This window comes from Paenibacillus glucanolyticus, assembly GCF_037333485.1.
Classification (GTDB): domain Bacteria; phylum Bacillota; class Bacilli; order Paenibacillales; family Paenibacillaceae; genus Paenibacillus_AQ; species Paenibacillus_AQ glucanolyticus.
Genome location: NZ_CP147845.1, coordinates 4,079,836 through 4,104,013, shown reverse-complemented (window position 1 = coordinate 4,104,013; position 24,178 = coordinate 4,079,836). Strand labels below are relative to the sequence as shown.

Below are 24,178 nucleotides of genomic sequence, written 5' to 3'. Positions count from 1 at the left end.
GGTTTTTCAAAAAAAAATCTGATATTTTTAGCATCATATGAATTTATTTGGACCACTTCATTCAACATTCGCCCATCTCGTGCATACACATGTATGGAATGATTGTATGGAGGAGGTTCGAAGATGTCATTGAGTCATAAACACCAATGTAGAGAAATCATCACGAAGGCGATCTGCGGCAAGGGTCGTAAGTTCTCTACCGTAACACATACCGTGACTCCGCCTAATAATCCGACCAGTATTTTGGGGGCCTGGATTATAAACCATCAATACGAGGCGGTTGCCGCCGGAGACGGAATTGAAGTTATTGGTACTTACGATGTTAACATCTGGTATTCCTATGACAAAAATTCGCAGACCGACGTGGCGAAAGAAACGGTGTCGTATGTAGAACGCGTGCCTCTTTCCTATCTGGATCCGAAGCATCGCGCAGCAACGGTGGAAGTGTCGGCAGAAGCGACACAGGAGCCGAGCTGCGTCGAAGCCAGCGTATCCTCGAATGGCACGAGTGTCATCCTGCGGGTAGAGAGAGAGTATGCGGTGGAGCTGGTGGCCGAAACCAAGGTCGTTGTAAAAGTATGCACCAACCACCATGGTGACTACGAAGACAAAGAGTTCGACTACGCCCTGGGAGACGATGTCGATGATTACGAAGACCTTGATTACGAAGGTCTGGAGGATGAACTGTAAGTTACCCCTCCTGTAGGAATGATTATAATCTTAGCATATGCAGTGAGGGCAGCTTTGCGGAGGGCGGATGCCCTCTTTTTTATTTTTTTCGCGAGGGGGGCTAGGGGATGACTAAATCCATGGTAAAACCAACTGCTGCAAAAGGTTATGTTCCAATCAATGGGGCTAATGCAATCCTGGCACAGGCACGTATGATCAGGTCCGGCATTCCTTGCCAGTTGGGCATGGCTTCCGGGGAGGAGCACCGCTACACAGCCAAATACTCGGTTCATGTTCGGAAGCTGGCTGCAGCCTCGATCCGCCACCATCAGCTGGGAGGCAGCGAGGTGTTGTATGAGCCTGATCCCGAGAATGGGAGATACGAAGACGGTCTGCACCGGAGACTGGAGAAAGCGGCACTGCGTTCGCTGTATACGCTGGGTGTGGATGAAGGAGAGGTCATCATTACGGCCCGGCCCGGGCGGAGATACGTGGTTGAGAGTGTTCGAATGAAGGGGGGACGGAATCAAGCGGTTATGAGTGCCAAGGGCGGCCCGACGGAAGGGGGCAATACGCTTAACGAGACCGGAGACGCTCCAATCACTCCATCGCTGCTGATCGGAATGGATCCGGAGTTTGTGCTGATGCAGGACAACGGGCAAATCGTGTTTGCTTCCGAGTTCATGGCACGTGGCGGGGAAGTCGGCAGTGATGCCGTGCGTTTTCGGGGGGAGGTCATTTACCCCATTGCCGAATTAAGGCCGTCACCCAAAGCAGACCCTAAGGAATTGCTTCACGAAATGCAAAAAGCGCTGCGCACTGCCCAAACGATGATTCTGGATCGTTCGCTGACATGGAGAGCAGGTGCTCTGCCTTGCGGGGACTTCCCGCTTGGTGGGCATATTCATTTCAGCGGTGTTCCGCTGTCATTGTCACTGCTTCAGACGCTGGATAATTATCTGGCACTGCCGCTGGCGCTGCTGGAAGATCCCAAAGGGCGCCATCGCAGACCCCGATACGGTTTCCTGGGAGATTTCCGGAGGCAGCCGTATGGCGGTTTTGAGTACCGAACGCTTCCCAGCTTTCTCGTCTCCCCCCTCGTGGCGAAGGTATCGCTGTATCTCGCCTATCTGATCGCCCGATACAGCGACCGGCTGCTCGCAAGGCCCCTGAATACCGAACGATACCACCGGGCCTATTACGACGGGGATAAGACCGTGCTCAAAGAGTGTATAGCGGGGTGGCACCGGGATCTGTCCGCACTGCCGGAGTATAAGGACTATGCCCGTGAAATTGAGCTTGCTCTTGTGCATATCGAGGCGGGGCGAACCTGGGATGAGAGCAGGGATATCAGACCGCTGTGGAATATTCCCGTTAAGCCTTGATGCCTTGAGGTCAATTTCTGTTATAATAGAGGCCAAGCTAGAAAAGGCATGGAGGTACGTCATGGCTAAATATACGCCGATGATTGAACAATATTTAAATGTGAAGGAACAAGCGAAGGATGCGTTTCTTTTTTTCCGCTTAGGCGATTTTTATGAAATGTTTTTTGATGATGCGATCCTCGCGTCGAAGGAACTGGAGATTACACTAACCGGCCGCGAAGGCGGTGGCACCGAGAAAATACCGATGTGCGGAGTGCCGTATCATTCAGCCGAAGGGTATATCCAGCGGTTGATTGAAAAAGGGTACAAAGTCGCCATCTGTGAGCAGATGGAGGATGCCTCCGTCACCAAAGGCATGGTGCGCCGGGAAATCGTCCGGGTCGTAACGCCGGGAACGATCATGGACGGCAAGGTTGTTCACGACAAATCGAACAACTATATGGTGTGTGTCACAGAAGCGGGCGGATTGATGTCTTTATCCGCATGCGACTTGTCGACCGGCGAGCTCTATGTGACCTCGGTTCCATGGTCGGAGGAGTGGCTCCGGGACGAGATTGGCCTCTATGAGCCTTCCGAGATTATCGGTGACGCAGCGCTGCTTGAGATCATCTCTTCACAGTCGCTTCCCGGCAGCCGGAATATCGTATATACGGCGTGGGATCGAAGAGAGGATGCGTTGGTTCGAACCCAATTCGGGGAGCCCGCCTGGGCTCGTCTGGAAGAGGAACGCAGAGCCTGCGTATCTCTGCTGATCTCGTATTTAAGCGAGACGCAGAAGCGGTCACTAGGGCAGCTGACGCAGATTGCTTCCTATGAACCGGGACAGTACATGGTCCTGGATCCATTCACAAGACGCAATCTGGAGCTGGTCGAGACGGTGCGTGAGCGTTCGAAGAAGGGTTCGCTCCTGTGGCTTCTGGACCGAACGGAGACCTCGATGGGGGCAAGGCTCTTGCGGCGGAGAATCGATAAACCGCTGTTGTCCCGAAGCCGGATCGAAGAGCGGCTGGAGGCTGTGGAACATCTCTATAACCAGTACATACTGCGAGAAGATTTGCGGATGGCGCTTAAAGAGATTTACGATCTGGAACGGCTGGTAGGCCGGATTGCGTTTGGCAGTGCGAATGGTCGGGATTTGAATGCGCTCAAGCTGTCGCTGAGACAAATTCCTTCCCTGAAAGAGCTGTGTGCTCAATCTCCTTCCGAAACCCTCCGGCGTGTAGCCGCGGATACGGATATTTGCGACGATCTGTGCGAGCTGATCGAGGACGCCATTGTGGATGAGCCGCCGGTGTCCGTACGTGATGGAGGGATTATCAAGCCGGGATATCACGAGCGCCTGGACGAATTCCGTGAGGCAAGCACCAGCGGCAAACGCTGGATCGCAGAGCTGGAAGCCAAGGAACGCGCGGCTACAGGAATCAAATCCCTGAAGATCGGCTACAACAAGGTGTTTGGCTACTTCATCGAGGTAACCAAGTCCAATTTGTCTTCCCTGCCGGAAGGCCGGTATGAGCGGAAGCAGACGCTCGCCAATGCGGAACGATATGTTACACCGGAGCTGAAGGAGAAGGAAGGTTTGATCCTGGAGGCCCAGGAGAAGATGGTGGACCTTGAATATGCCCTCTTTACCGAGCTTAGGGACAAGCTGAATACACAAGTGAGCCGATTGCAGAAGCTTGCCGAGCGAATCGCGGAAATCGACGTTTACCAATCGCTGGCTGCGGTCAGTGCAGAGTACCGGTTCGTGAAGCCGGAGCTGAGCGACGGGTATGATTACATCGTTGAAGGCGGACGCCATCCTGTTGTTGAATCGGTTATGAAGGATTCTGCATTTATTGCGAATGGCACGGATTTGCGTAAGGACGGCTCCTCTATCCTGCTTATTACCGGTCCGAATATGGCTGGAAAAAGCACATATATGCGCCAGGTTGCCTTATTGTCAATCCTGGCCCAGCTCGGCTGCTTTGTTCCGGCCGAGCGCGCGGTTATCCCGCTGGTAGACCGGATCTTTACCCGCATCGGAGCAGCGGACGACTTAATTGGAGGCCAGAGCACCTTTATGGTCGAAATGGCAGATATTCAGGTCATGACGGAAAAAGCAACGCCTCGCAGTCTGATTATCATTGATGAACTGGGACGCGGAACGTCAACAAGCGAAGGCATGGCCATTGCACAAGCCGTCATTGAATATGTGCATGATCATATCGGATGCAAGGCGCTTGTATCCACGCATTTCCATGAGCTTGCTCATCTTCAGGAAAGTCTTGGCGGCCTTAAGAACTATTCCATGGCCGTTCAGGAGAGCGGAGATAAGGTTCATTTTCTCCGCAAGCTGATCCCGGGGGCAGCAGACAGCAGCTATGGTATTTATTGCGCCAGATTGGCAGGTCTGCCCGGCAGCATCATTGACCGTGCTTATGGCCTGCTGCAGGGCTTGGAGCAGGCTTCGCTGGCCGCTGTGGCTTCGGAGCATGGGGCGGCATTGCAGCGGGAAGAGACCGCTTCAGCCTCTTTGGCTGCCGAGGGTACCGATGGAGCAGTAATGGCAAGGGAGCAGCGTGAAGATGCGTTCCCGTATACCCCTCGCGACCTGAGCCATGGAGAACGGAAGGGGGGTGTGGTACAGCTCTCTATTTTTGGAGAAGACGAAGTGCCTGATCCGAGAACGGCGAAGGTTGGCAAGGATGGACATGCCATGGCGCCGGAAGCTGTACAAACTCCTGCGATCAGAGGTATTATCGATGCGGTGAAGGGTGCCGACGTGATGAATATGACACCTCTTCAGGCCATGCAGTTCTTGAATGATCTGAAGATCCAGGCGAAGGATATATAATTTTTGCATGGGATTGAAGTGAAACGGAGGTAGGAACAATGGGGATTATTCGTATTTTGGACGAGCATATCGCAAACCAGATTGCTGCCGGCGAGGTGGTGGAGCGGCCTGCCTCCGTTGTGAAGGAGCTTGTGGAGAATGCCATCGATGCCGGGAGCACCAAGATCGACGTTACGGTCGAAGAAGGCGGACTCGACAGCATTCGTGTCACGGATAACGGGGCAGGCATTGACCCGGAAGATTGCGAGACGGCTTTTTACCGCCATGCGACAAGCAAAATTACGGAAGGTCGGGATCTGTTTCAGATCACGAGCCTCGGATTCCGAGGCGAAGCCTTGCCGTCCATTGCCGCGGTATCCAAGGTACGGCTGGTGACGTCCAATGTTCAGGACGGCCGCGGCCGGAAGATCGAAATCGAAGGCGGCCATCTTCGTGTGAACGAAGAGACTGCTGCACCCAGGGGAACGGATTTCCTGGTGAAAGAATTGTTTTTTAACACGCCGGCAAGGCTGAAATATATGAAAACGATCCAGACGGAGCTTGGGCATATTTCCGATTACATGTATCGGTTGGCTCTTTCGCGGCCGGATATTGCTTTTACGCTTCGGCATAATGGAAACTCTCTGCTTCAAACGCTGGGTAATGGTGATGCTTTGCAAGTGATTGCGGCTATCTATGGCACCCAATCCGCTAAAGCCATGCTCGCGTTTGAAGCGGAGAATATGGATTACACACTCAGCGGATACATCAGCCGTCCGGATTACACCCGGGCGAACCGGAACGGCATGTCGCTGATCATCAATGGAAGATATGTCCGCAACTATGGCCTGATGCAGGCCATCTTAAGAGGGTATCACACGCTGCTGCCGATTAACCGGTTTCCGCTCATTGTCATTCAGCTGACCATGCATCCCTCATTGATTGATGTGAACGTGCATCCATCCAAGCTGGAAGTGCGGTTCAGCAAAGAACAGGAGCTGTTTGCATTTGTGGAGGAGGAGATCCGCAAGGTGCTGCAGCAGGAAATACTCATTCCCCGCCCTGCCAAACAAGCTATTGGCAAAAGCGAGCATGCCTTCATTCAGGAGCAGCTGCATTTTCCCAATGCGCAGGATCGGGATGCTTCGGTAGGAAGCAGGGAAGACGGAGAGGCCCCGGCGGCACGAAGCGGTGATCAATCCGATCAAGGTATGACGTCCTTCCCGATCCCACCTGGATCAGCATGGCCCGAGAAGCGGGATTATTTACAGCCCGAATCCGGTATCAGGCGCTCTTATGGGGATGGGTCAGGCGGAACGCCAGCAACGGCTCCCATGCGGGAAACGGCTGCAGCCTCTTCCTATCGCAGCGATTACCGTTATGAGAACAAGGGGAATGCCGATATTCCGTCTGTAACCAAGGAATGGCTTCAGGCTGCATCAGGGCCTGCCCCGGAAATCCCGCCATTTCCAGAACTTACATTGATCGGTCAGCACCACGGAACTTATCTGATTGCGCAGAATGATTCCGGGCTATATTTGATTGATCAGCATGCCGCCCATGAGCGGATTAACTACGAGTACTATTACGAGCAGTTCGGTAAGCCGGCTGACGCCTCACAGGAGCTGCTGCTGCCGATTACACTTGAATTCACACCATCGGAATCGGAGAAGGTGAAGCAGCGGCTGCACTGGTTTGAGAAGGTCGGCGTATATATGGAGTTTTTCGGCGGCCAAACCTTTCTGGTGCGTTCCCACCCGTTCTGGTTCCCCAAGGGTGACGAGAAAGCCATCATTGAAGAGATGGCTGAGTGGGTGCTGAGCGAACGAAATATTGATGTTGCGAAGCTGAGAGAGACCTCATCGATCATGTGCTCCTGCAAGGCCTCTATCAAAGCCAATCAGAAGCTGACCGAGCAGGAGGCCATGACATTGATTCAGCGTCTGGGCGCCTGTCGCCAGCCATACACCTGTCCGCATGGACGACCGATCGTGGTTTCATTCTCAGCTTATGATTTGGAGAAAATGTTTAAACGCGTCATGTAACAGCAAGGAGGACTTTCATGATCATTACAACTGGAGAAGCGGAAGCGCCGGACATTGTTAAACGTGCGATAAGCTTATCCCAGGAGACCGGGTGCCGATATGTTCAGCGCGGCGGTCATTCATTACGAAAATTAGCCCGCAGATTCGGAGACGACGACATTCTGGTCGTATTGAACGGACATGTGCGTCTCAGCGGACCGGGCGGCTCTGTCATGGAATTTCATCCGAGCATGGGATTTGTCAGATTGAAACGCGTGCTGCACGGCAATCCGGATCCTATGCTGGATGCTGCCGGTATGGCCGAAGGAGACTCTGTTCTCGATTGTACGGCCGGGCTCGGCGCTGACTCCTTGGTGTTCTCGGGCAAAGGCGGGGAGAACAGCCGGGTCACCGCATTGGAGAGCTCGCTGCCCTTGTATGCGCTGCTCAAAGAGGGCCTTCGGACCTATGAAAGTCATCTGGAGGCCAGTGATCAGGCCATGAGGAGAATCGAGGTACGGCACAGCCATCACTTAGACTACTTGAAATCGCTGCCGGATCGGAGCGTGGATATTGTCTATTTCGATCCGATGTTCCGCGAGCCGATCACAGATTCGGCATCCATCAATCCGCTTAGGCATTATGCGAATGGGGAACCGCTGGATGAGGAAAGTGTGAGAGAAGCGGTCAGGGTTGCACGAAAGACCGTTGTTCTGAAGGAAGCACGGTACAGCGGAGAGTTTGAGCGGCTGGGCTTTTCTTTGCCTGAGCGGGGAAAATCGAAAATAACGTACGGAGTGATTTCCATTGACAGATGAATCAAAACCGAAACTGCTCGTTCTTATCGGACCGACAGCTGTAGGCAAAACCAAAATGAGCATTGAACTTGCCAAGGAATTTGGATGTGAGATTATATCCGGCGATTCGATGCAGGTATATCGGGGCATGGATATCGGCACAGCCAAAATCTCTGCGGATGAGATGGAAGGCATTCCCCATCATCTCATTGACATCCACGAGCCGGATCATCCCTATTCAGTGGCTGAATTTCAGGAGCAGAGCCGAAGATTGATAACCGAGATTGCTGGCCGGGGCAAGCTGCCGTTCCTCGTTGGTGGAACAGGGCTTTATGTGGAATCGGTATGCTATGGCTATCAGTTCAGCGAGACCGGGGCGGACGAGGCTTTTCGGGATGAGCAGTTCCGTTATGCTAACGAAAATGGTGCGGAAGCCCTTCACCGGAAACTTGCCGATGTAGACCCTGAAACAGCCGATCGGCTTCACCCTAATGACCTACGTCGGGTCGTTCGTGCACTGGAAGTATTCCACATGACAGGTATCCCGCTTTCAGCCCAACTGGCCCCTCAAACCAAGCAGTCTCCCTATGACTTATGCTTGGTCGGTTTGACAATGGACAGGCAAATGCTATATAACCGTATTGAAGAGCGAATTGATCTTATGCTGAATCAGGGACTTGTTGATGAGGTGGTGGCGCTCATGGACAAAGGGTATGCTCCAGGGCTTGTATCCATGCAAGGGCTTGGTTACAAGGAGATTGTATCGCATCTTAACGGGGAGTTTAGCTACGAGGAAGCGGTGGTTCTGCTCAAGCGTGATACACGCCGGTTCGCTAAGCGGCAGCTGTCATGGTTTCGTCATATGAAAGACATCGAGTGGGTAGACGTCACCGACTCGGGAAATTTTTCTGCAAACTATCAAAAAATCCGTGCTATAATAGCAGGAAAGTTTCACTGAAATCTTGAATATATTTCAAAACAATCTAATTGAACCATTGGGGGTACGGCTAATGAACAAGTCCATTAACATCCAAGACACGTTCTTGAACCAACTGCGTAAAGAGAACATTCCGGCCACGGTATACCTGACAAACGGCTTTCAGATCCGTGGAACGATCAAAGCTTTTGACAATTTTACCATCGTGATTGACAGCGACGGCCGTCAGCAAATGGTGTACAAGCATGCCATCTCCACGTTCATGCCGCAGCGCAATGTGTCCCTGATGCAGGATAACAACAACGATCAATAGATTTTAGATTGATTCATAGAGAGCATAATCATACCATCCTGATTATTTTGAAACTTTTTTGTTTATAATTCGTTTAGTTATAAGGAGTGCAGAGAGCAACCTGAGAAGGTTGTTCTTTTCTTTCCGAGACTTGACGAGAGTCAGAGGCTTGATCCCGCAAGGGAGTAAGGAGGGGGACAAATGGCTGGAAAAGATAATCAGATGTCAAGGTTGAACAAAAACAAAGACAACTCGAAGACATCCAAAACCACCAAACCTAAATCGAAGAAGAAAAAAGGCAAAGGCAAACGAATTGCATGGGCGTTGTTTTTTACAGCCGTCATTGCGATCTTCTGCGCGCTTGCAGGTTACTTGTTCATCCTGATCAGCGGCGAGAAGCTGCTGGAGCAGAACCAGGATAAACTGACCGCTTACGGTACCTCCAAAGTGTATGACCGTAACGGCACCCTGATGGGTGAACTATCTATCCAGAAGAGTGACCCGGTCGAGTACAAAGATATTCCTGATTTATTAGTACAGGCATTCATTGCAACAGAAGATAAACGATTTATGGAGCATAACGGCGTGGATATGTGGTCGATCGGCCGTGCTGCGGTCAAGGATATCATGGCTCGATCCATGGTAGAGGGCGGAAGTACGATCACACAGCAGCTTGCAAAAAATATCTTCCTGACACGCGATAAAACATTTTTCCGCAAAGCGACGGAAATGTCGATCGCGCTCGCGCTTGAGCGTCAGCACAGCAAGGAAGAGATCATTGAGATGTATTTGAACCGAATTAACTTCGGTGGACCTTATTACGGCATTAAAGCGGCTTCCGAGCGGTATTTTGGGGAATCCGACTTGAACAATCTGGAATTGTGGGAAATGGCAACACTGGCGGCAATGCCGAAGGGGCCCTCCCGTTACAATCCGCTGAAGAACCCCGACCTCTCCAAAGAACGTCGTGCTGTGGTGCTGACTCTGATGGAGCAGCAAGGGTACATTACGGCCGGTGAGGCTGAGGAAGCGAAAAAGGTGGATTATGATTATACACCGCCTGAAAGACAGCAGAAGTATACGGCGTTTATTGATTACGTCATGGAAGAGGCCGAAGAGAAGTGGGGCCTTACCGAGGATGATGTCAACATCGGAGGTTACCAGATTTATACCACCATGGATATCAATGCTCAGCAGGCTGTGGAGGAGGAGTTCAGCAACCCGGCTAACTTCGAAGAAAGCCCGGATGATGTACCTGTTGAAGGCTCTATGGTTATTATTAACCAAGAGACCGGCGGTATCGTTGCCATGGCCGGTGGGCGTGAGTATACGAGAGGCGGGTTCAGCCGGGCAACCGACAGCCGTCGCCAACCGGGCTCCGCGTTGAAGCCAATTGTGTCGTACGCACCTGCGCTGGAATCCGGGAATTTCACGAAAGATTCCAGGCTGAGCAATAAAAAGCAGTGCTTCGGCGGCAATTACTGTCCGAATAACCTGCATGGTTACTCGGAGACAATCAGTATGCCTGAAGCGATTCAGCGCTCCGAGAATATTCCGGCCGTCTGGCTGTTGAATCAGATTGGAGTTAAGACCGGTTTTGATTTTGCGCAGAGTTTGGGCATCAAAATGTCCGAGGGTGACGCGAATCTGTCCCTTGCACTGGGCGGAATGGATACCGGTACAAATACTTTTGAAATGGCACAAGCGTTCAGTGCCTTCGCAAATGGCGGTGAGTTTAAAGAGGCCTTTGCGATCAAACAGATTAAAGATAACAAAGGTAAGGTTGTGCATGAGAACAAAGGAAGCAAAGGGAAGCGTGTAATGGAAGCTTCTACAGCTTCGCAAATGACAGACATGATGCGTCGCGTCGTTGATGAAGGAACGGGCAAGAACGCCCGAATCAGTCGCCCGGTAGCCGGTAAGACCGGAACCACGCAAAGTGGGTACAAGGGTGTTAGCTCGAACCGTGATGTTTGGTTTGTCGGATACACACCGGAGTTAACCGCTGCTGTGTGGATGGGATACGATACGCCTGACCGACAGCATTTGCTGAAACGAAGCAGCTCGATCTCGGCTTCATTATGGGGCAAAGTGATGGAGAAGGCGGTTCAGGGTTATGAAGCGAAGAACTTCCCGAGCACCGAACCGCCACCGCCTCCAGTAGAAGAAACGACATTAACCGCCGTCAGCGGACTGACCGGTTCGTATAATGGCGAGACTCAGACCGTATCCCTGAGCTGGAATGCGGTTCAAGGCAGCAATATTCAGTATCACTTGTATCGTAAGGAAACATCCGAGGCGGAATACACCCGTATTCTCGATTCCTTGGGCGGAACCTCCATTGAAGATGTGAGCGCCATGGAAGGATTGACCTACGATTACTACGTGACTGCTTTTGATACTTCGACTGGCAAGGAGTCGGAACCTTCGAACGTTCTGCAGGTCGTCGCTGTTTCGGAGGAGCTGCCGCCTGAGGAAGTGGAACCACCTCCGGTAGATACCGAAGAACCGCCTCCGGTTGAGGATGGTGACAATGGAGCAGGGAACGAAGTGCCTCCGGGTAACGAAAACGGTAATGGCACTGGTCCTGGAGATACAGGCAATGGAAATGGCACTGGTGAAGGACCTGGCAGCGGAAACGGCAATGGAACGAATCCACCTCCTGACAATGGGACCGGAACGGGTCAAGACGGCCAGAACCCAGGCAATGGTTCTGATGGTTCAGGGGATGGCTCCAACAATGGAGGCAACGGCACAGGGGGAACCAACTCGGATACGGGCAATGTTTCTACGGTACCGGGGACCATTGTTGATCCATCGGATCCTGCGAATACACAGGATGCACCGCAAGAAAGCCCATAACCAAACAAGAAAGCCTCCGCTTGAATTGCGGGGGCTTCTTTGTTTTGAGTGTGAAACCCAAATGTGGTAAGCTGGGAATACGATATGGGGAGGAAAAGTTCCATGAAACGTAAATTCGGAGATCGGGCGAATTGGCGCCGTATCACCCGCCGACACTTCACTTCCCGGTATGTGGAATGTGAGCAATTTACAGGGTATCTCACGCTATATACCATATACGGCCTGAAAGAACCGTTGTGGAAGACGTATGGCCGTCATACCTACCGAATCGCGGACAAAGGTTATTCTTGGCTGCAGTATTATCCGAAGGACAGCCATTTCATCGTTACCGCCATGTTTGATGACAAGCGAAAGATCGTGCAATGGTACATTGATATTTGCAAGAAGCAAGGAGTAACCGATCAGGGTGTCCCTTGGTTTGACGATCTGTATCTGGACGTTGTGGTCGTCAAGAACGGTGAAGTGTTTTTGCTGGATGAAGATGAGCTTGAGGATGCCCTGCGCCGGAATGATATTACCCGGGATGATTACAGGCTTGCTAAGGTGACTGCAAGGAACCTTCTTCGGGCCATCGACGCACATGAATTTCCTTACTTTATGATGTCTCTGAAGCATCGTGACCAGTTATTTCATAACGGAGAATTTAGGAGGAAGAAATAATGCGTCAGGAAATACATAAGAATTTGCCGAGAGCGGGCACGAAGAAGAGAGCATGGTTTAGAAGAGGGATGTATGCCCTGCTCTCTCTCGTTGTTCTTGGGGTATTGTGGTCGGGTTATGCGTATTGGAAAATTGAAAGCGCAGAGAGCAGCCCGGCAGAGAAAGCGGACGTCGGCATCATTCTGGGTGCATCCATGTGGGGCGATCAGCCAAGCCCGGGACTGCGGGAACGGCTGGAGCAAGCATTGGTTGAATACAACGCAGGACGATTTGATACTTTTATCGTGTCAGGCGGTCTCGACAAGCCAGGGTATACGTATACCGAAGCCGAAGGGATGAGAAACTTCCTGGTGGAGGCCGGCGTACCTGAAGAGCGCATCTACTTGGAAAACGAAGCCACGAGCACCTATGAGAATTTGCTCTACAGTCAAGATATCATGGAGAACAACGGGTGGAAGACGGCCATAATAATTACGCATGATTATCATGGCACGAGGTCGATGGAGGTAGCAACCACTCTTGGTTATGATCATCCTTCTATGTCGCTGACGGAATCTACCGTTCTCCCCATGGTCAAACACAAGTCGAGAGAAGTGCTTGCTTACACGAAATGGACGGCTGATCGGCTGCTGATCGCAGTTGGTGTCCTATGAGGACGAAACTTCTAATAAGCAGGCTGTAAATAGAATACATTGGAATAGATAGTCAGCCCTTTGGATAAAGAGGTGAGGAGCAATGAACGGGCGTGTAACGGCCGCTAACGGCCGATCTGAAGGACGGCCATCCAGGCAGATTAATGTCGTGCTCCGCAGCGCGGAACCTCCGCTTGTCAGCAGCGTGGTTCCGGAACGCGAACCGGCCCCTTCGCCAAACCCTGTTTCCCAGCACAGTCTATTCCAGGAAATACAGAAAGAGCTGGATCAGCTAGTAGGTCTGGATCAAATCAAAGACCTGGTGTTCGAAATTTACGCTTTGCTTCAAGTGTCTCAGATGCGTTCAGAAGCAGGCTTATTAAGTGGCGGTCATGTATACCATATGATTTTTAAAGGAAATCCCGGTACCGGCAAAACGACTGTCGCGCGCATCGTTGCGAAGCTGTTCCAGAAGATGGGCGTGCTGAGCAAAGGACATCTGGTTGAAGTAGAAAGAGCGGATCTTGTCGGCGAATATATCGGCCATACTGCTCAAAAGACCAGAGAACTGGTCAAGAAAGCACTGGGAGGAATCCTGTTTATTGACGAGGCATACAGCTTGGCACGAGGCGGCGAGAAGGATTTTGGCAAGGAAGCGATCGATACCCTTGTAAAGTCAATGGAGGATCACAAGAATCAATTTATTCTGATATTGGCAGGATACAGTGATGAGATCGATTTTTTTATGGATACGAATCCTGGACTGCATTCCCGGTTTCCGATACAGATGGACTTTCCGGATTACAACATGGATCAGTTGATTCAGATTTCAGAGCTGATGGCAAAGGAGCGGGATTATATTTTGATGCCGCAGTCGCTCAGCAAGCTGAAGGATCATCTGCAATCTGAGAAGGATCATGGACTCCATGCCTTCAGTAATGCCCGTTATGTGAGGAATGTGATCGAGAAATCCATTCGCAATCAATCGGTTCGGCTGCTGAACCAATATGTGACCGGGAATCCCGGCAAGCTGGAGCTTATGACACTAAGGCCGGAGGACTTTAAGTTAAACGGAAAATTACAATGATTTTAAACCTGTCTTCGAACATAATGAAGGGGTAACACCGCTTCCTGATCATCATCATGTTTATTGCAGGCAGCCGTGGTTAGTTAACATAAGAGACGTAATCGTTAGAAGGAGTTGGATATATGACTAATACAACGCATGATACCCGGACAGAGATCGAAGATAGGGCTATACTGGTCAGCTTGGTGACGGATAAGGTTAAACGTTCGGGAATCAATCCCGAATATTCTTTGCAGGAGCTGGTTCAGCTCGCTGAAACGGCTGGAGTTGAGGTGCTGGATGTGATCACCCAGAATCGCGAAGTCCCGGACTCCAAATGGTTTATCGGTAAGGGAAAAGTTGAAGAACTTCGCATGGCGATTGATGGATTGGGCGCAACCACCGCGATATTCGATCAAGAGTTATCCGGTGCGCAAGTACGGAATTTGGAAGAATCCCTCGATGTGAAGATTATCGATCGGACTCAATTGATTCTGGATATCTTCGCCCAGCGCGCCAAGACGCGTGAGGGGATTGTTCAGGTGGAGCTGGCTCAGCTTACGTATCTGCTCCCGCGGTTATCGGGACATGGCAAGAATCTGTCAAGGCTCGGAGCGGGGATCGGGACACGCGGACCGGGCGAGAGCAAACTCGAAACGGACCGCAGGCATATTCGCGACAGAATCAGCGACCTGAAGCGGCAGCTGGATGAGATGACAAGGCACCGGAGTCTGCACCGGGAGCGCCGCAAGAAGAGTGGCGCCGTACAGGTAGCCTTGGTCGGCTATACGAATGCCGGCAAATCGACACTGCTGAATCGTTTAACGGCCGCAGACGTGTATATCGAAGATCAGCTGTTTGCTACGCTGGATCCGACCTCGCGTGCACTCGAACTGCCAAGCGGCAAAGAAGTGGTCCTTACGGATACCGTAGGATTCATTCAGAATCTTCCACATGATCTCGTTGCGGCATTCCGTGCGACGCTGGAAGAAGCCAATGAAGCGGATCTGATCCTTCATGTTGTGGATTCCTCCTCACCCATGCGAGATGAGCAGATGGCTGTGGTTCATTCTATTCTGCAGGACCTGGGAGCAGCGGATAAACCGCAGATCGTTCTTTTTAACAAGAAGGATGCGTGTGAGCCGGAGCAGTTGGAGATGCTGCCGACCGGGGAGGGGCAATTAAAGATTAGTGCTTATAATGATCAGGACCTGGACACGGTCCGTGAAGCGATCCAGAACCAGCTGTCGGGTGGGAATGTGACGTTTCGTATTCCCGCTGACCGGGGCGATCTGAACTCGGCTGTATACCGTATCGGCGACGTGCTGGAGCAGTCTTTTGATGAGAATGATATCCTCTACGAGATTCGAATTAATAAAGCTGATTACGATAAGATGGGTTATTTGCTTCATGATTACGTTCAGCAGCAGTAATGGAGATACAACAGCATGAATTAAAGATGAAGTGTTAAGATGTGAGACATCATGTGTAATAGAGGAGAGAGCGGTTTGTCATGGCAAGATTTTCGCAGGATATACTTGAATTAAGCAATGAGATGGAAGCAAAAATAGGACAGCGCTTGCGCGAGATTGACGCGATCGTGGACTTCAATCAGTGGAAGGTGATCGATGCCTTCCAGAAGCATCAGGTAAGTGATTTTCACTTCGCGGCTTCCACCGGCTATGCATACAATGATCGCGGGCGGGAAGTGCTGGATGAAGTATATGCAGACGTATTCGGGGCCGAATCGGCCCTGGTGCGTCCTCATTTTGCTTCCGGGACGCATACGATTTCGACGGCGCTGTTTGGCGTTTTAAGACCAGGAGATGAGCTGCTGTACATTTCCGGACGTCCGTATGACACTCTTCATAAAGTCATCGGCGAGCCTGGAGACGGCACGGGTTCCCTTCGGGATTTTGGCATCGGTTATCATGAGATTGCGCTAACAGAACAAGGTGAGATTGATTGGAATCAGGTGGAGATGATGATCACGCCAACAACGAAAGTCATCGGTATCCAGCGTTCCCGCGGATATGATTGGCGCTCTTCCTTTACGGTCGCTCAGATTGGTGAAATGGTTGCCCGTATCCGCTCCATTCGCGAGGATTTGATTATTTTCGTAGATAACTGCTATGGCGAGTTTACGGAGCAATTGGAGCCTACCGAAGTTGGCGTTGACCTGATGGCAGGTTCTCTCATCAAAAACCCGGGCGGCGGCATTGCCGAAACCGGTGGTTACATCTGCGGCAAGGCAGCCTATGTGGATATGGCAGCCTATCGGCTTACCGCTCCGGGAATCGGGCGTGAGGTGGGAGCTATGCTAGGCACGACGAGGGGAATTTACCAGGGGTTATTCCTCGCACCTTCTACGGTGGGACAAGCGGTCAAGGGCAGTGTATATGCTGCTGCGATGTTTGAGGCCGTAGGATATACAACCAAGCCGGGCTGGCAGGACGAACGCACGGATTTGATCCAGGCCGTTTCTTTTACCGGACCGGATCACTTGATCGCTTTTGTTCAAGGGATTCAGCGGGCAGCGGCAGTAGACAGTCATGTGGTGCCTGAGCCTTGGGATATGCCTGGATATGAGCACCCGGTAATCATGGCTGCAGGCACGTTCATTCAGGGAGGAAGCCTTGAATTATCGGCAGATGCTCCTATCCGATCTCCATACATTGGTTATATGCAAGGGGGTCTGACGTACTCTCATGTTAAATATGGGGTACTTATGGCCCTTCAAAGTATGAAAGATCGTAAACTATTGTGAGTTATCCTTACATGCGGTTGACGTAGCTGATCAGGAAATGTACAATAGGATCAGAATAGACCACTTGGAAGGTTGATGAGATATGGGTGATGAGATTCGGAGGAATATGGCGTTATTTCCGATAGGCATCGTTATGAAGCTTACGGATCTATCTGCCAGACAGATACGCTATTATGAGCAGCATAATTTAATTGTCCCTGCCCGCACATCGGGCAACCAACGCCTGTTTTCCTTCAATGATGTGGAGCGACTGCTAGAGATTAAGGCTTTGATTGAGAAAGGTGTTAACATCGCTGGCATTAAGCAAGTTATGAACCCTGTCACAAAAGAGTCTGAAGAGGCTACCGTCATTACTCCTGATACGGAGAACAGACGCCGTGAGATGTCAGAGTCGCAGCTGCGTCGTTTGCTGAAGCAGGAATTGATTACCGCTAAAAGACCGGGTCAGGTTTCATTGATTCAAGGGGAATTATCCCGGTTTTTTAATAAATAAGGATTGCCATGCTGTAATTCTTCATTCACATTACTAGTTTTTATTTAAAAAGGAGAGGATAAAGTGAGTTATACCAGAGAGGACATTCTACGCATTGCACAAGAAGAAAATGTTCGATTTATCCGCTTGCAATTTACAGATTTGCTTGGAACGATCAAAAACGTTGAAATTCCTGTAAGCCAGCTGCCAAAAGCACTTGATAATAAAATGATGTTTGATGGTTCTTCCATCGAAGGTTATGTACGTATTGAAGAATCCGATATGTATCTGTATCCGGACCTCGATACTTTTATGATTTTCCCATGGGTATCCGAGGATCGTGTTGCGCGTTTGATCTGCGATATCTATATGCCTGACGGCACTCCATTTGCCGGAGATCCGCGCGGTATTCTGAAGAGAGCTTTGGAAGAAGCCGAAGAGATGGGTTTCACTTCCATGAATGTAGGTCCAGAACCGGAATTCTTCCTGTTCAAGACTGATGAAAAAGGCAACCCAACCATGGAGCTTAATGACCAAGGCGGATACTTTGACCTGGCACCAACGGACCTTGGCGAGAATTGCCGCCGCGATATCGTGTTGACGCTTGAAGAGATGGGTTTTGAGATCGAAGCATCTCACCATGAGGTGGCTCCTGGCCAACACGAAATTGACTTTAAATATGCGAGTGCTATCAAAGCAGCCGATCAGATCCAAACCTTCAAATTGGTAGTTAAGACGATTGCTCGTCAGCATGGTCTGATTGCTACCTTTATGCCGAAACCACTCTTTGGCGTGAACGGCTCTGGTATGCACTGCAACCAATCGCTCTTCAAAGGCAACGAGAACGCGTTTGTTGATGAGAGTGATGAGCTTGGCTTGAGCGTAACCGCTCGTAACTACATGGCGGGTATTCTTAAGCATGCACGCGCATTTGCTGCGATTACGAACCCTACGGTTAACTCGTACAAGCGTCTCGTGCCTGGTTACGAAGCACCCTGCTACGTAGCGTGGTCTGCAAGCAACCGCAGCCCGATGATCCGCATTCCTGCATCCCGTGGCCTCAGCACACGTATCGAAGTGCGTAACCCGGATCCAGCAGCTAACCCATACCTCGCTCTTGCTGTAATGCTAAAAGCAGGTTTGGATGGCGTTAAACGCGAATTGTCCCTCCCGGCTCCAATTGACCGTAACATCTATGTGATGACGGAAGAAGAGCGCATCGAGGAAGGTATCCCAAGCTTGCCGGCAAACCTGAAGGAAGCGCTCAACGAATTGATTCGCAGCGAAGTTATTTCCGACGCACTCGGCGATCATGCGCTGGCGCATTTCTATGAGCTGAAGGAAATCGAATGGGACATGTATAGAACACAAGTTCACCAATGGGAACGCGATCAGTACATTACGATGTATTAATAGAGGAATCCCCGCTGCTATATGGCAGTGGGGATTTTTTTGTTTAAGTCGGTGTAGGTGTGGCAGCGCCGACTTGTCATTCCAACTACGCTTGATTACAATAACATTACCCGAAATCAAAGGAATAACCGTAGAGGAGATTATAAATGGCCGTACTTAGGGACCTCCATGAAGAGGGAACTCGGGTTGAATTCCGTTTTATATCACGAATACCTGGTGAGAATGAAGGATGCCAGATCCATTTCAAGTTTTTTAAAGCGGATCATTTAATTTATGATTTGAATTTTGGTTGGACCAACCTGACGATTCGAAATTATATTAGAGTTACGACGGAATTTCCTCTTGATAGGCTTAATTCATTTAGTCTTAATGGTTTATTTATGTCTTTTGAAAAACATTTATATCAATTGGATTGGAAAGAAACAGATACGGCAGGAAGTTATCAATTGGGTTTTTACGGATCTGAGCAGGATTTTAATCTTACTGCTGATATAGAATCCGTAAGAAGATTTGGTTCTGAATTTAAATTGGATTGGGACCAGGCTCCTTTAACGACTGAGTAACATAATCTTTAGAAACCAGATAACATTAACCGGGAATGAAGGGGATCTACTCCATGTGGGGGAAGATGCCTTTTTTATTTATCAAAATTAGGGAACTTTTACTCGCTTCAATGACTCTAATTAGATGAGGTGAATCGGTTGGAGCTTGAATACGTAACACAAATGTCGAAGATGGATACACAAACCTTGAATGAAATGATGAACCAGTATGGAAATGATATATGGAATTACGCCTATTTTTTGACCAAGCAACATGCTCTTGCTGATGACATTGCCCAAGAGGTTTTTATTAAGGCCTATTATGGAATACATACGTTTCGTGGGCAGTCGACGTTAAAGACATGGCTGCTTACGATTACAAGACATACGGCGTTCCGGCACAAACAGGCTTTTTTCTTGCGGAAAGTGACCTTGCAGGACAAGCCGCGTCTGGATGACCAGAGCCGGTCAGCTGAAGCGGAATATATGGAAAGTCAGTATACGGATGAGATATGGAGGATGATTATGAGTCTGCCAAGAAAGTTCAGGGAGGTGCTGGTTCTAGATCTTTACTACGAAATGCCGATCACTCAGATAGCGGAGCTTCTAAACGTAGCGACTGGTACGGTTAAATCCAGGCTGTATCGGGCGAGAAAAAAAGTGCAGAACATGTTAAAGGAGAATTCTGGTTATGAATGAGGAAAAGCCTGATTGGTACGAGCGAGCGCAACAAGGTCCTTTTCAAAATGAACCATTTACCGCCGAGATGAAAAATAAGGTACAGGTGTCACTGACCCAAGGTAGCCATAGATCAAAGCGTCGTCCATATTTACGTGTTGGTATGACTGGCGTGCTATTGTTTGTCACTCTACTGCTATTGATTCAGTTTCCTTGGGGGGAACGTACGGTACAACAGCATACGGCAGGGGGGGGACCATCCCCATCTGTGACGGAGACGATTCGCGCAGAAGGTACAACGGATGAAGGAACGTTACAGGTAGTTGCCATCGATAAGGAAGAGATAACGGAATTAGGAGCTCCCAGCTGTTTCGGACTCGAAACGGATCTGTCGTTTAAAGGGGATTACAAAGTGAAGTACGCGGCAGAGGGGACCTCGGAGGATGTGGTTGTCCTTGAGGATCTCACCTTCATACAACCAACTTCCGCTGCTCTTCAGATGATTCGATTGCCTTTTCAGGAAGCGGATGTGTTCATACTCGCCCCGCAATATAAGGACTGTCACGGAATACAAATCTATGCATTTGCGGTGGAGCATGGGAGTGGTAAGGCGGTGCAGCTGCAATTTGAGGAGGAGTTTTCTAGAGCCAGCACGTCCTATTACAGACCGGGCACTACACCTACGGTGAAAGATAATAAGCTTGTTCTGAAGTCTACGGAGGGTCCAGGCGGGGAAGGCTCGCCTGAATATAATATGGCTGAGAGAATGTATCAATTAGATCTTAGGCAAAATGCCATGGTGATGGTCTTGCGCAAGGACCGGAAATCTTAAGGATTAAATAACGTAGCACAAGAGGTTACCATCCAACTAAGGAGGTAACCTCTTGTTCATTGATATATGAAGTTAGTGTACATCCCTAAAGAGACCGATGACTTTGCCGAGAATGGTTACATGATTCAGGCGCAGGGGCTCGTAAGTAGGATTCTCCGGCTGCAAGCGAACGTGGTCCTTCTCTTTGTAGAAGGTCTTTACGGTTGCTTCGTCTTCCTCTGTCATCGCTACTACAATGTCCCCATTGTCTGCAGTTTGCTGCTGGCGAACAATGACATAGTCACCGCTATGTATGCCAGCTTCAATCATGCTGTCACCAACAACAGATAACATGAATACCTTATCGTCGCCTACATAATGCTGAGGGAGAGGGAAGTAATCCTCGATGTTCTCCATGGCGGTAATAGGTACGCCTGCAGTGACTTTACCGACAACAGGCACTCTGGCAATGGTGTGGGTAAACAGATTAGCGCTATCGGATTCTTCTTGGCCAAGCAGTTCGATCGCTCTTGGCTTCGTAGGGTCACGGCGGATCAGGCCTTTCTTCTCCAATCGGTCTAGATGCCCATGGACCGTTGAACTGGAAGCTAGTCCTACAGCCTCGCCGATTTCCCGGACAGAAGGCGGGTAACCCTTGCTACGAACTTCGTTGCGGATAAACTCTAAGATCGCCAGCTGGCGGCTGGATATTTTCGACATGCCGTATCAACCCCATTTAGTAACGTTTGGGAAAATTATAACATAGAACTTCCGTTCGTACAAACATAAGTTCTAAAAAAAGATAGAACAAATGTTCTTTTAGGTATTGTATCAAACAAATGTTCGTGTTATTATGAATTCATAAGAGAACACTTGTTTGGGAGATGATGATTCCATGTTGAAATACAGTACATACCGTAGTATTTATGAGAACGTTCCTGTGCGAACGGAGAAGTCTTCGGTGACTTGGGTCTATCAATTGAAATCCAGAATGACTTCCATCCCCTTAATTAAACTTCTATTCATTCTGCTGATTGTTGCATCCTTTTGGACGGGGGCCTATTCCGTTTTTGCCGGGGGAATGGAGAAGCCGACAGGTGAGAAGTTGGTCATTGTTCAATCCGGCGATAGTTTATGGCGTATCGCTTCCCTTCATAAACCAGCTGATATGGATACGCGCGTATATATTGATAGTATTAGAAGAACGAACGGTTTGAAAGGTCCTGACATACAGGCAGGAGAGGTGTTATCATTACCGGTGTGGTAATGTAATGAGCAATCCATTCTAACGCGTATTGTGTATTTCTAATTACTAATACTCTATTGTTAATGATGGGGAGAACCCATTCATACTGATCATACATTCATATTTATTCTTAATGAGAGTTTGCAAGGGTGCGGTTTCCTTGACAAGCTCTTTTTCACATGTTTAAGTTATAAATGATATTGGAATTGGAGGAGAAGGCATGGATATTGATACTTTGGTGGAACGCATTAATGTATTAGCAAGAAAACAGAAGAGTGAAGGGTTGACCGAAGAAGAGCAGAAGGAACGGGCTGAGCTTCGGGAAATATACCTTAACAATATTCGTAGTAACTTTAGACAACAGCTTGAATCGATTGAATGGGTAGATGAAAATGAAGAAAAAGGCGGCCCACGATTAAAGCAGTAGTCTATGAAAACTGTCTCATGATCTGATCAGAGAATTAATGGGCAGATAGAAGGATAGAATTATAACATTTGGGATGCCGGTTCATTTGTAGAGAATTGAACACGGTTTCCCAAGTTTATATGGTTTAAATCATATTGAAATTGAGTCCAGGGGGAACCATATGTCACGATCATGGGAAAGAAAAGTCAACAAGAATATGTCACAACTCAACAAGCAGCGTAAGAAGCAAGGGCTGTCCTCGTACCAAGGTTCCACCATCTCCGATAAGAGTGATGTGTTTAAAGGACGTAAATACGTTCTGCCGTTAGTGCTCGTTGCGCTTGCCGGGCTGTACGCCCTTCTGGGCACTGCAACGTCTGGGGCAACAGGAGGAAGCAATGATGTGTTGAACTGGGTGGGTGTCAGTTTGTATATTCTATTGGCGCTTATGATTTTCTTGCGTAAGCCTTATTTGAAGATAGAGCGTGCCTCTGTATCCACGATGAAATTCAACCGGGAACGCCGTTTGGCTGTATCTGACATCGAGAAGATCAAAATTGCTTCGGGTTCCGTGGTTATCCAGGGCAAAGGGAAAGCGGGCAATTGGGTGTTCTCACGCATGATGAATCTTTATGATACCAAAGCGATGGGCGAGAGGCTGGAGGAGTTTGCCAAAACTCATCAAATTCCAGTGGAGCATGACTAATCGACAGAGCAGATAACAGTCAATATGGGGAGTGGGAGAGAAATGCCGATAGCTGCAGTGTTATTTGATTTGGATGATACGTTATTGTGGGACGAACGAAGTGTGGAAGAGGCTTTCGAAGTGACAAGCCAAGCGGGGGCAGCGGAAACCGGCGTCAATGCAGCTGAACTGCTGTCTGCGGTCAGGGAGGAAGCAAGAGCATTATATGAATCGTATGATACGTTTGCTTTTACTAAAATGATCGGAATTAATCCGTTTGAAGGCTTGTGGGCGAATTTTACGGCTGGAGCACAGCCGGAATTCAGGAAACTTCAGGAACTTGCACCCGTTTACCGCAAAGAGTCGTGGCGCCGGGGACTTATTCGCGTGGGTGTGGATAATGAGTCGTTGGCTGAGAAGCTGGCTGAACGATTTGCTTCAGAACGTCGAACAAGACCCTATGTATATGAAGAGACCTTTGAAATTCTGAAGGAATTGCAGGGCAACGTGAAATTACTGCTTCTTACGAACGGAAGTCCTGATCTGCAGCAGGAGAAGCTGGATGGCGTCCCGGAGCTGGTCCCATATTTCGATCATATTATCATTTCCGGCGATTTCGGCAAGGGTAAGCCAGATGTCTCCATATTCAAGCATGCACTTGATCTGTTAGGTGTGGAGGCCGATCAAGCTGTTATGGTCGGGGATAAACTGACAACGGATATTAAGGGCGGCAATGCGGCTGGGCTCCATACCGTATGGATCAATCGGGTCGATCGTCCCCATGATCCGGGTATACAGCCGAAGTTTGAAATCAAGCATTTATCCGAACTGCACGGCATTTTGAGGAATTTGTAAATTACAAGTATATAAATATCCATCGATACGTTATCGTACATAGAAACAGTCCTGAAGCAGATTATGCGATCCGGGGCTGTTTTTTGTTGGTTCTGTCGCCTGAGGTTTGTTGTTGATTACCGCCTGTGACAAACGTCACACAATTGTAAGCTGTATGAGATAGA

The 24,178-nt window shown here is 49.5% G+C and carries 23 protein-coding genes; 22 read left to right on the top strand and 1 reads right to left on the bottom strand.

Going from position 1 to position 24,178, the window contains the following annotated elements; genetic code table 11:
- Positions 1 to 123: 123 nt before the first annotated feature.
- The 18 genes from WDY75_RS19180 to WDY75_RS19095 all read left to right on the top strand — a co-directional run bounded on the left by WDY75_RS19180 (position 124) and on the right by WDY75_RS19095 (position 20,843).
- Positions 124 to 690: an outer spore coat protein CotE gene (locus WDY75_RS19180; protein WP_006209636.1), complete on the top strand. Its 567-nt coding sequence runs from the start codon at positions 124 to 126 to the stop codon at positions 688 to 690.
- A gap of 107 nt (positions 691 to 797) precedes the next feature.
- Positions 798 to 2,054 carry a putative amidoligase domain-containing protein gene (locus WDY75_RS19175; protein WP_036637530.1) on the top strand — a complete coding sequence of 419 codons (1,257 nt, stop codon included), beginning with the start codon at positions 798 to 800 and terminating at the stop codon, positions 2,052 to 2,054.
- Positions 2,055 to 2,115: 61 nt separating this feature from the next.
- A complete protein-coding gene (gene mutS, locus WDY75_RS19170; RefSeq protein WP_063479246.1) occupies positions 2,116 to 4,890 on the top strand; it encodes a DNA mismatch repair protein MutS in 2,775 nt (924 codons plus the stop codon).
- Positions 4,891 to 4,928: 38 nt separating this feature from the next.
- On the top strand, positions 4,929 to 6,914 hold the full coding sequence (gene mutL, locus WDY75_RS19165; RefSeq protein ID WP_063479247.1) for a DNA mismatch repair endonuclease MutL: 1,986 nt from the start codon (positions 4,929 to 4,931) through the stop codon (positions 6,912 to 6,914).
- Positions 6,915 to 6,931: 17 nt separating this feature from the next.
- Positions 6,932 to 7,711 (top strand): class I SAM-dependent methyltransferase, encoded by a 780-nt coding sequence (locus WDY75_RS19160; protein WP_036637537.1) that lies wholly within the window; start codon positions 6,932 to 6,934, stop codon positions 7,709 to 7,711.
- Positions 7,701 to 8,648 carry a tRNA (adenosine(37)-N6)-dimethylallyltransferase MiaA gene (gene miaA, locus WDY75_RS19155; RefSeq protein WP_063479248.1) on the top strand — a complete coding sequence of 316 codons (948 nt, stop codon included), beginning with the start codon at positions 7,701 to 7,703 and terminating at the stop codon, positions 8,646 to 8,648. The genes WDY75_RS19160 and miaA overlap by 11 nt, the downstream gene beginning before the upstream one ends.
- 52 nt (positions 8,649 to 8,700) lie before the next feature.
- Positions 8,701 to 8,940 carry an RNA chaperone Hfq gene (gene hfq / locus WDY75_RS19150; RefSeq protein WP_006209643.1) on the top strand — a complete coding sequence of 80 codons (240 nt, stop codon included), beginning with the start codon at positions 8,701 to 8,703 and terminating at the stop codon, positions 8,938 to 8,940.
- A 180-nt stretch (positions 8,941 to 9,120) separates the two neighbouring features.
- Entirely contained in the window at positions 9,121 to 11,781 is a 2,661-nt protein-coding gene (locus WDY75_RS19145; protein WP_063479249.1) for a PBP1A family penicillin-binding protein, read from the top strand.
- 102 nt (positions 11,782 to 11,883) lie between these two features.
- Positions 11,884 to 12,441 (top strand): DUF402 domain-containing protein, encoded by a 558-nt coding sequence (locus WDY75_RS19140; RefSeq protein ID WP_006209645.1) that lies wholly within the window; start codon positions 11,884 to 11,886, stop codon positions 12,439 to 12,441.
- On the top strand, positions 12,441 to 13,094 hold the full coding sequence (locus WDY75_RS19135) for a YdcF family protein (RefSeq protein ID WP_006209646.1): 654 nt from the start codon (positions 12,441 to 12,443) through the stop codon (positions 13,092 to 13,094). Before WDY75_RS19140 ends, WDY75_RS19135 begins: the two co-directional genes overlap by 1 nt.
- Before the next feature lie 82 nt (positions 13,095 to 13,176).
- Entirely contained in the window at positions 13,177 to 14,160 is a 984-nt protein-coding gene (locus tag WDY75_RS19130) for an AAA family ATPase (RefSeq protein ID WP_006209647.1), read from the top strand.
- A 122-nt stretch (positions 14,161 to 14,282) separates the two neighbouring features.
- Positions 14,283 to 15,572: a GTPase HflX gene (gene hflX, locus WDY75_RS19125; RefSeq protein ID WP_063479250.1), complete on the top strand. Its 1,290-nt coding sequence runs from the start codon at positions 14,283 to 14,285 to the stop codon at positions 15,570 to 15,572.
- A gap of 80 nt (positions 15,573 to 15,652) precedes the next feature.
- Positions 15,653 to 16,906: an aminotransferase class I/II-fold pyridoxal phosphate-dependent enzyme gene (locus WDY75_RS19120; protein WP_063479251.1), complete on the top strand. Its 1,254-nt coding sequence runs from the start codon at positions 15,653 to 15,655 to the stop codon at positions 16,904 to 16,906.
- A gap of 82 nt (positions 16,907 to 16,988) precedes the next feature.
- A complete protein-coding gene (locus WDY75_RS19115; RefSeq protein ID WP_006209652.1) occupies positions 16,989 to 17,399 on the top strand; it encodes a MerR family transcriptional regulator in 411 nt (136 codons plus the stop codon).
- A 63-nt stretch (positions 17,400 to 17,462) separates the two neighbouring features.
- On the top strand, positions 17,463 to 18,791 hold the full coding sequence (glnA, locus tag WDY75_RS19110; RefSeq protein WP_006209653.1) for a type I glutamate--ammonia ligase: 1,329 nt from the start codon (positions 17,463 to 17,465) through the stop codon (positions 18,789 to 18,791).
- Between the two features lie 146 nt (positions 18,792 to 18,937).
- Complete coding sequence (locus WDY75_RS19105) at positions 18,938 to 19,354, top strand: hypothetical protein (protein WP_006209654.1); 417 nt, start codon at positions 18,938 to 18,940, stop codon at positions 19,352 to 19,354.
- A 138-nt stretch (positions 19,355 to 19,492) separates the two neighbouring features.
- Positions 19,493 to 20,032 carry an RNA polymerase sigma factor gene (locus tag WDY75_RS19100; protein WP_063479252.1) on the top strand — a complete coding sequence of 180 codons (540 nt, stop codon included), beginning with the start codon at positions 19,493 to 19,495 and terminating at the stop codon, positions 20,030 to 20,032.
- Positions 20,025 to 20,843, top strand: coding sequence for a hypothetical protein (locus WDY75_RS19095; RefSeq protein WP_063479253.1), 819 nt, complete (start codon positions 20,025 to 20,027; stop codon positions 20,841 to 20,843). Before WDY75_RS19100 ends, WDY75_RS19095 begins: the two co-directional genes overlap by 8 nt.
- Before the next feature lie 72 nt (positions 20,844 to 20,915).
- On the opposite strand, the gene lexA is transcribed toward WDY75_RS19095, so the two are convergent.
- The gene (gene lexA, locus WDY75_RS19090) at positions 20,916 to 21,542 is read right to left on the bottom strand and encodes a transcriptional repressor LexA (RefSeq protein ID WP_006209658.1); all 627 of its coding nucleotides are present in this window, start codon (positions 21,540 to 21,542) and stop codon (positions 20,916 to 20,918) included.
- Between the two features lie 175 nt (positions 21,543 to 21,717).
- Between lexA and WDY75_RS19085 the strand changes: the two genes are divergently transcribed.
- The 4 genes from WDY75_RS19085 to WDY75_RS19070 all read left to right on the top strand — a co-directional run bounded on the left by WDY75_RS19085 (position 21,718) and on the right by WDY75_RS19070 (position 24,014).
- Positions 21,718 to 22,089: a LysM peptidoglycan-binding domain-containing protein gene (locus tag WDY75_RS19085; RefSeq protein ID WP_036637582.1), complete on the top strand. Its 372-nt coding sequence runs from the start codon at positions 21,718 to 21,720 to the stop codon at positions 22,087 to 22,089.
- 199 nt (positions 22,090 to 22,288) lie between these two features.
- Positions 22,289 to 22,495 carry a DUF896 domain-containing protein gene (locus WDY75_RS19080; RefSeq protein ID WP_006209660.1) on the top strand — a complete coding sequence of 69 codons (207 nt, stop codon included), beginning with the start codon at positions 22,289 to 22,291 and terminating at the stop codon, positions 22,493 to 22,495.
- A gap of 160 nt (positions 22,496 to 22,655) precedes the next feature.
- Positions 22,656 to 23,180 (top strand): hypothetical protein, encoded by a 525-nt coding sequence (locus WDY75_RS19075; protein ID WP_006209661.1) that lies wholly within the window; start codon positions 22,656 to 22,658, stop codon positions 23,178 to 23,180.
- Positions 23,181 to 23,222: 42 nt separating this feature from the next.
- Positions 23,223 to 24,014 (top strand): HAD family hydrolase, encoded by a 792-nt coding sequence (locus WDY75_RS19070; RefSeq protein WP_006209662.1) that lies wholly within the window; start codon positions 23,223 to 23,225, stop codon positions 24,012 to 24,014.
- Positions 24,015 to 24,178: the final 164 nt, after the last annotated feature.

Bases quoted from the DNA above. Each gene is read 5' to 3' on its own strand.
- WDY75_RS19180 (WP_006209636.1), top strand. From the start codon at position 124: ATGTCATTGAGTCATAAACACCAATGTAGAGAAATCATCACGAAGGCG.
- WDY75_RS19175 (WP_036637530.1), top strand. From the start codon at position 798: ATGACTAAATCCATGGTAAAACCAACTGCTGCAAAAGGTTATGTTCCA.
- mutS (WP_063479246.1), top strand. From the start codon at position 2,116: ATGGCTAAATATACGCCGATGATTGAACAATATTTAAATGTGAAGGAA.
- mutL (WP_063479247.1), top strand. From the start codon at position 4,929: ATGGGGATTATTCGTATTTTGGACGAGCATATCGCAAACCAGATTGCT.
- WDY75_RS19160 (WP_036637537.1), top strand. From the start codon at position 6,932: ATGATCATTACAACTGGAGAAGCGGAAGCGCCGGACATTGTTAAACGT.
- hfq (WP_006209643.1), top strand. From the start codon at position 8,701: ATGAACAAGTCCATTAACATCCAAGACACGTTCTTGAACCAACTGCGT.
- WDY75_RS19145 (WP_063479249.1), top strand. From the start codon at position 9,121: ATGGCTGGAAAAGATAATCAGATGTCAAGGTTGAACAAAAACAAAGAC.
- WDY75_RS19140 (WP_006209645.1), top strand. From the start codon at position 11,884: ATGAAACGTAAATTCGGAGATCGGGCGAATTGGCGCCGTATCACCCGC.
- WDY75_RS19135 (WP_006209646.1), top strand. From the start codon at position 12,441: ATGCGTCAGGAAATACATAAGAATTTGCCGAGAGCGGGCACGAAGAAG.
- WDY75_RS19130 (WP_006209647.1), top strand. From the start codon at position 13,177: ATGAACGGGCGTGTAACGGCCGCTAACGGCCGATCTGAAGGACGGCCA.
- hflX (WP_063479250.1), top strand. From the start codon at position 14,283: ATGACTAATACAACGCATGATACCCGGACAGAGATCGAAGATAGGGCT.
- WDY75_RS19120 (WP_063479251.1), top strand. From the start codon at position 15,653: ATGGCAAGATTTTCGCAGGATATACTTGAATTAAGCAATGAGATGGAA.
- WDY75_RS19115 (WP_006209652.1), top strand. From the start codon at position 16,989: ATGGGTGATGAGATTCGGAGGAATATGGCGTTATTTCCGATAGGCATC.
- WDY75_RS19105 (WP_006209654.1), top strand. From the start codon at position 18,938: ATGGCCGTACTTAGGGACCTCCATGAAGAGGGAACTCGGGTTGAATTC.
- WDY75_RS19095 (WP_063479253.1), top strand. From the start codon at position 20,025: ATGAATGAGGAAAAGCCTGATTGGTACGAGCGAGCGCAACAAGGTCCT.
- lexA (WP_006209658.1), bottom strand. From the start codon at position 21,542: ATGTCGAAAATATCCAGCCGCCAGCTGGCGATCTTAGAGTTTATCCGC.
- WDY75_RS19085 (WP_036637582.1), top strand. From the start codon at position 21,718: ATGTTGAAATACAGTACATACCGTAGTATTTATGAGAACGTTCCTGTG.
- WDY75_RS19080 (WP_006209660.1), top strand. From the start codon at position 22,289: ATGGATATTGATACTTTGGTGGAACGCATTAATGTATTAGCAAGAAAA.
- WDY75_RS19075 (WP_006209661.1), top strand. From the start codon at position 22,656: ATGTCACGATCATGGGAAAGAAAAGTCAACAAGAATATGTCACAACTC.
- WDY75_RS19070 (WP_006209662.1), top strand. From the start codon at position 23,223: ATGCCGATAGCTGCAGTGTTATTTGATTTGGATGATACGTTATTGTGG.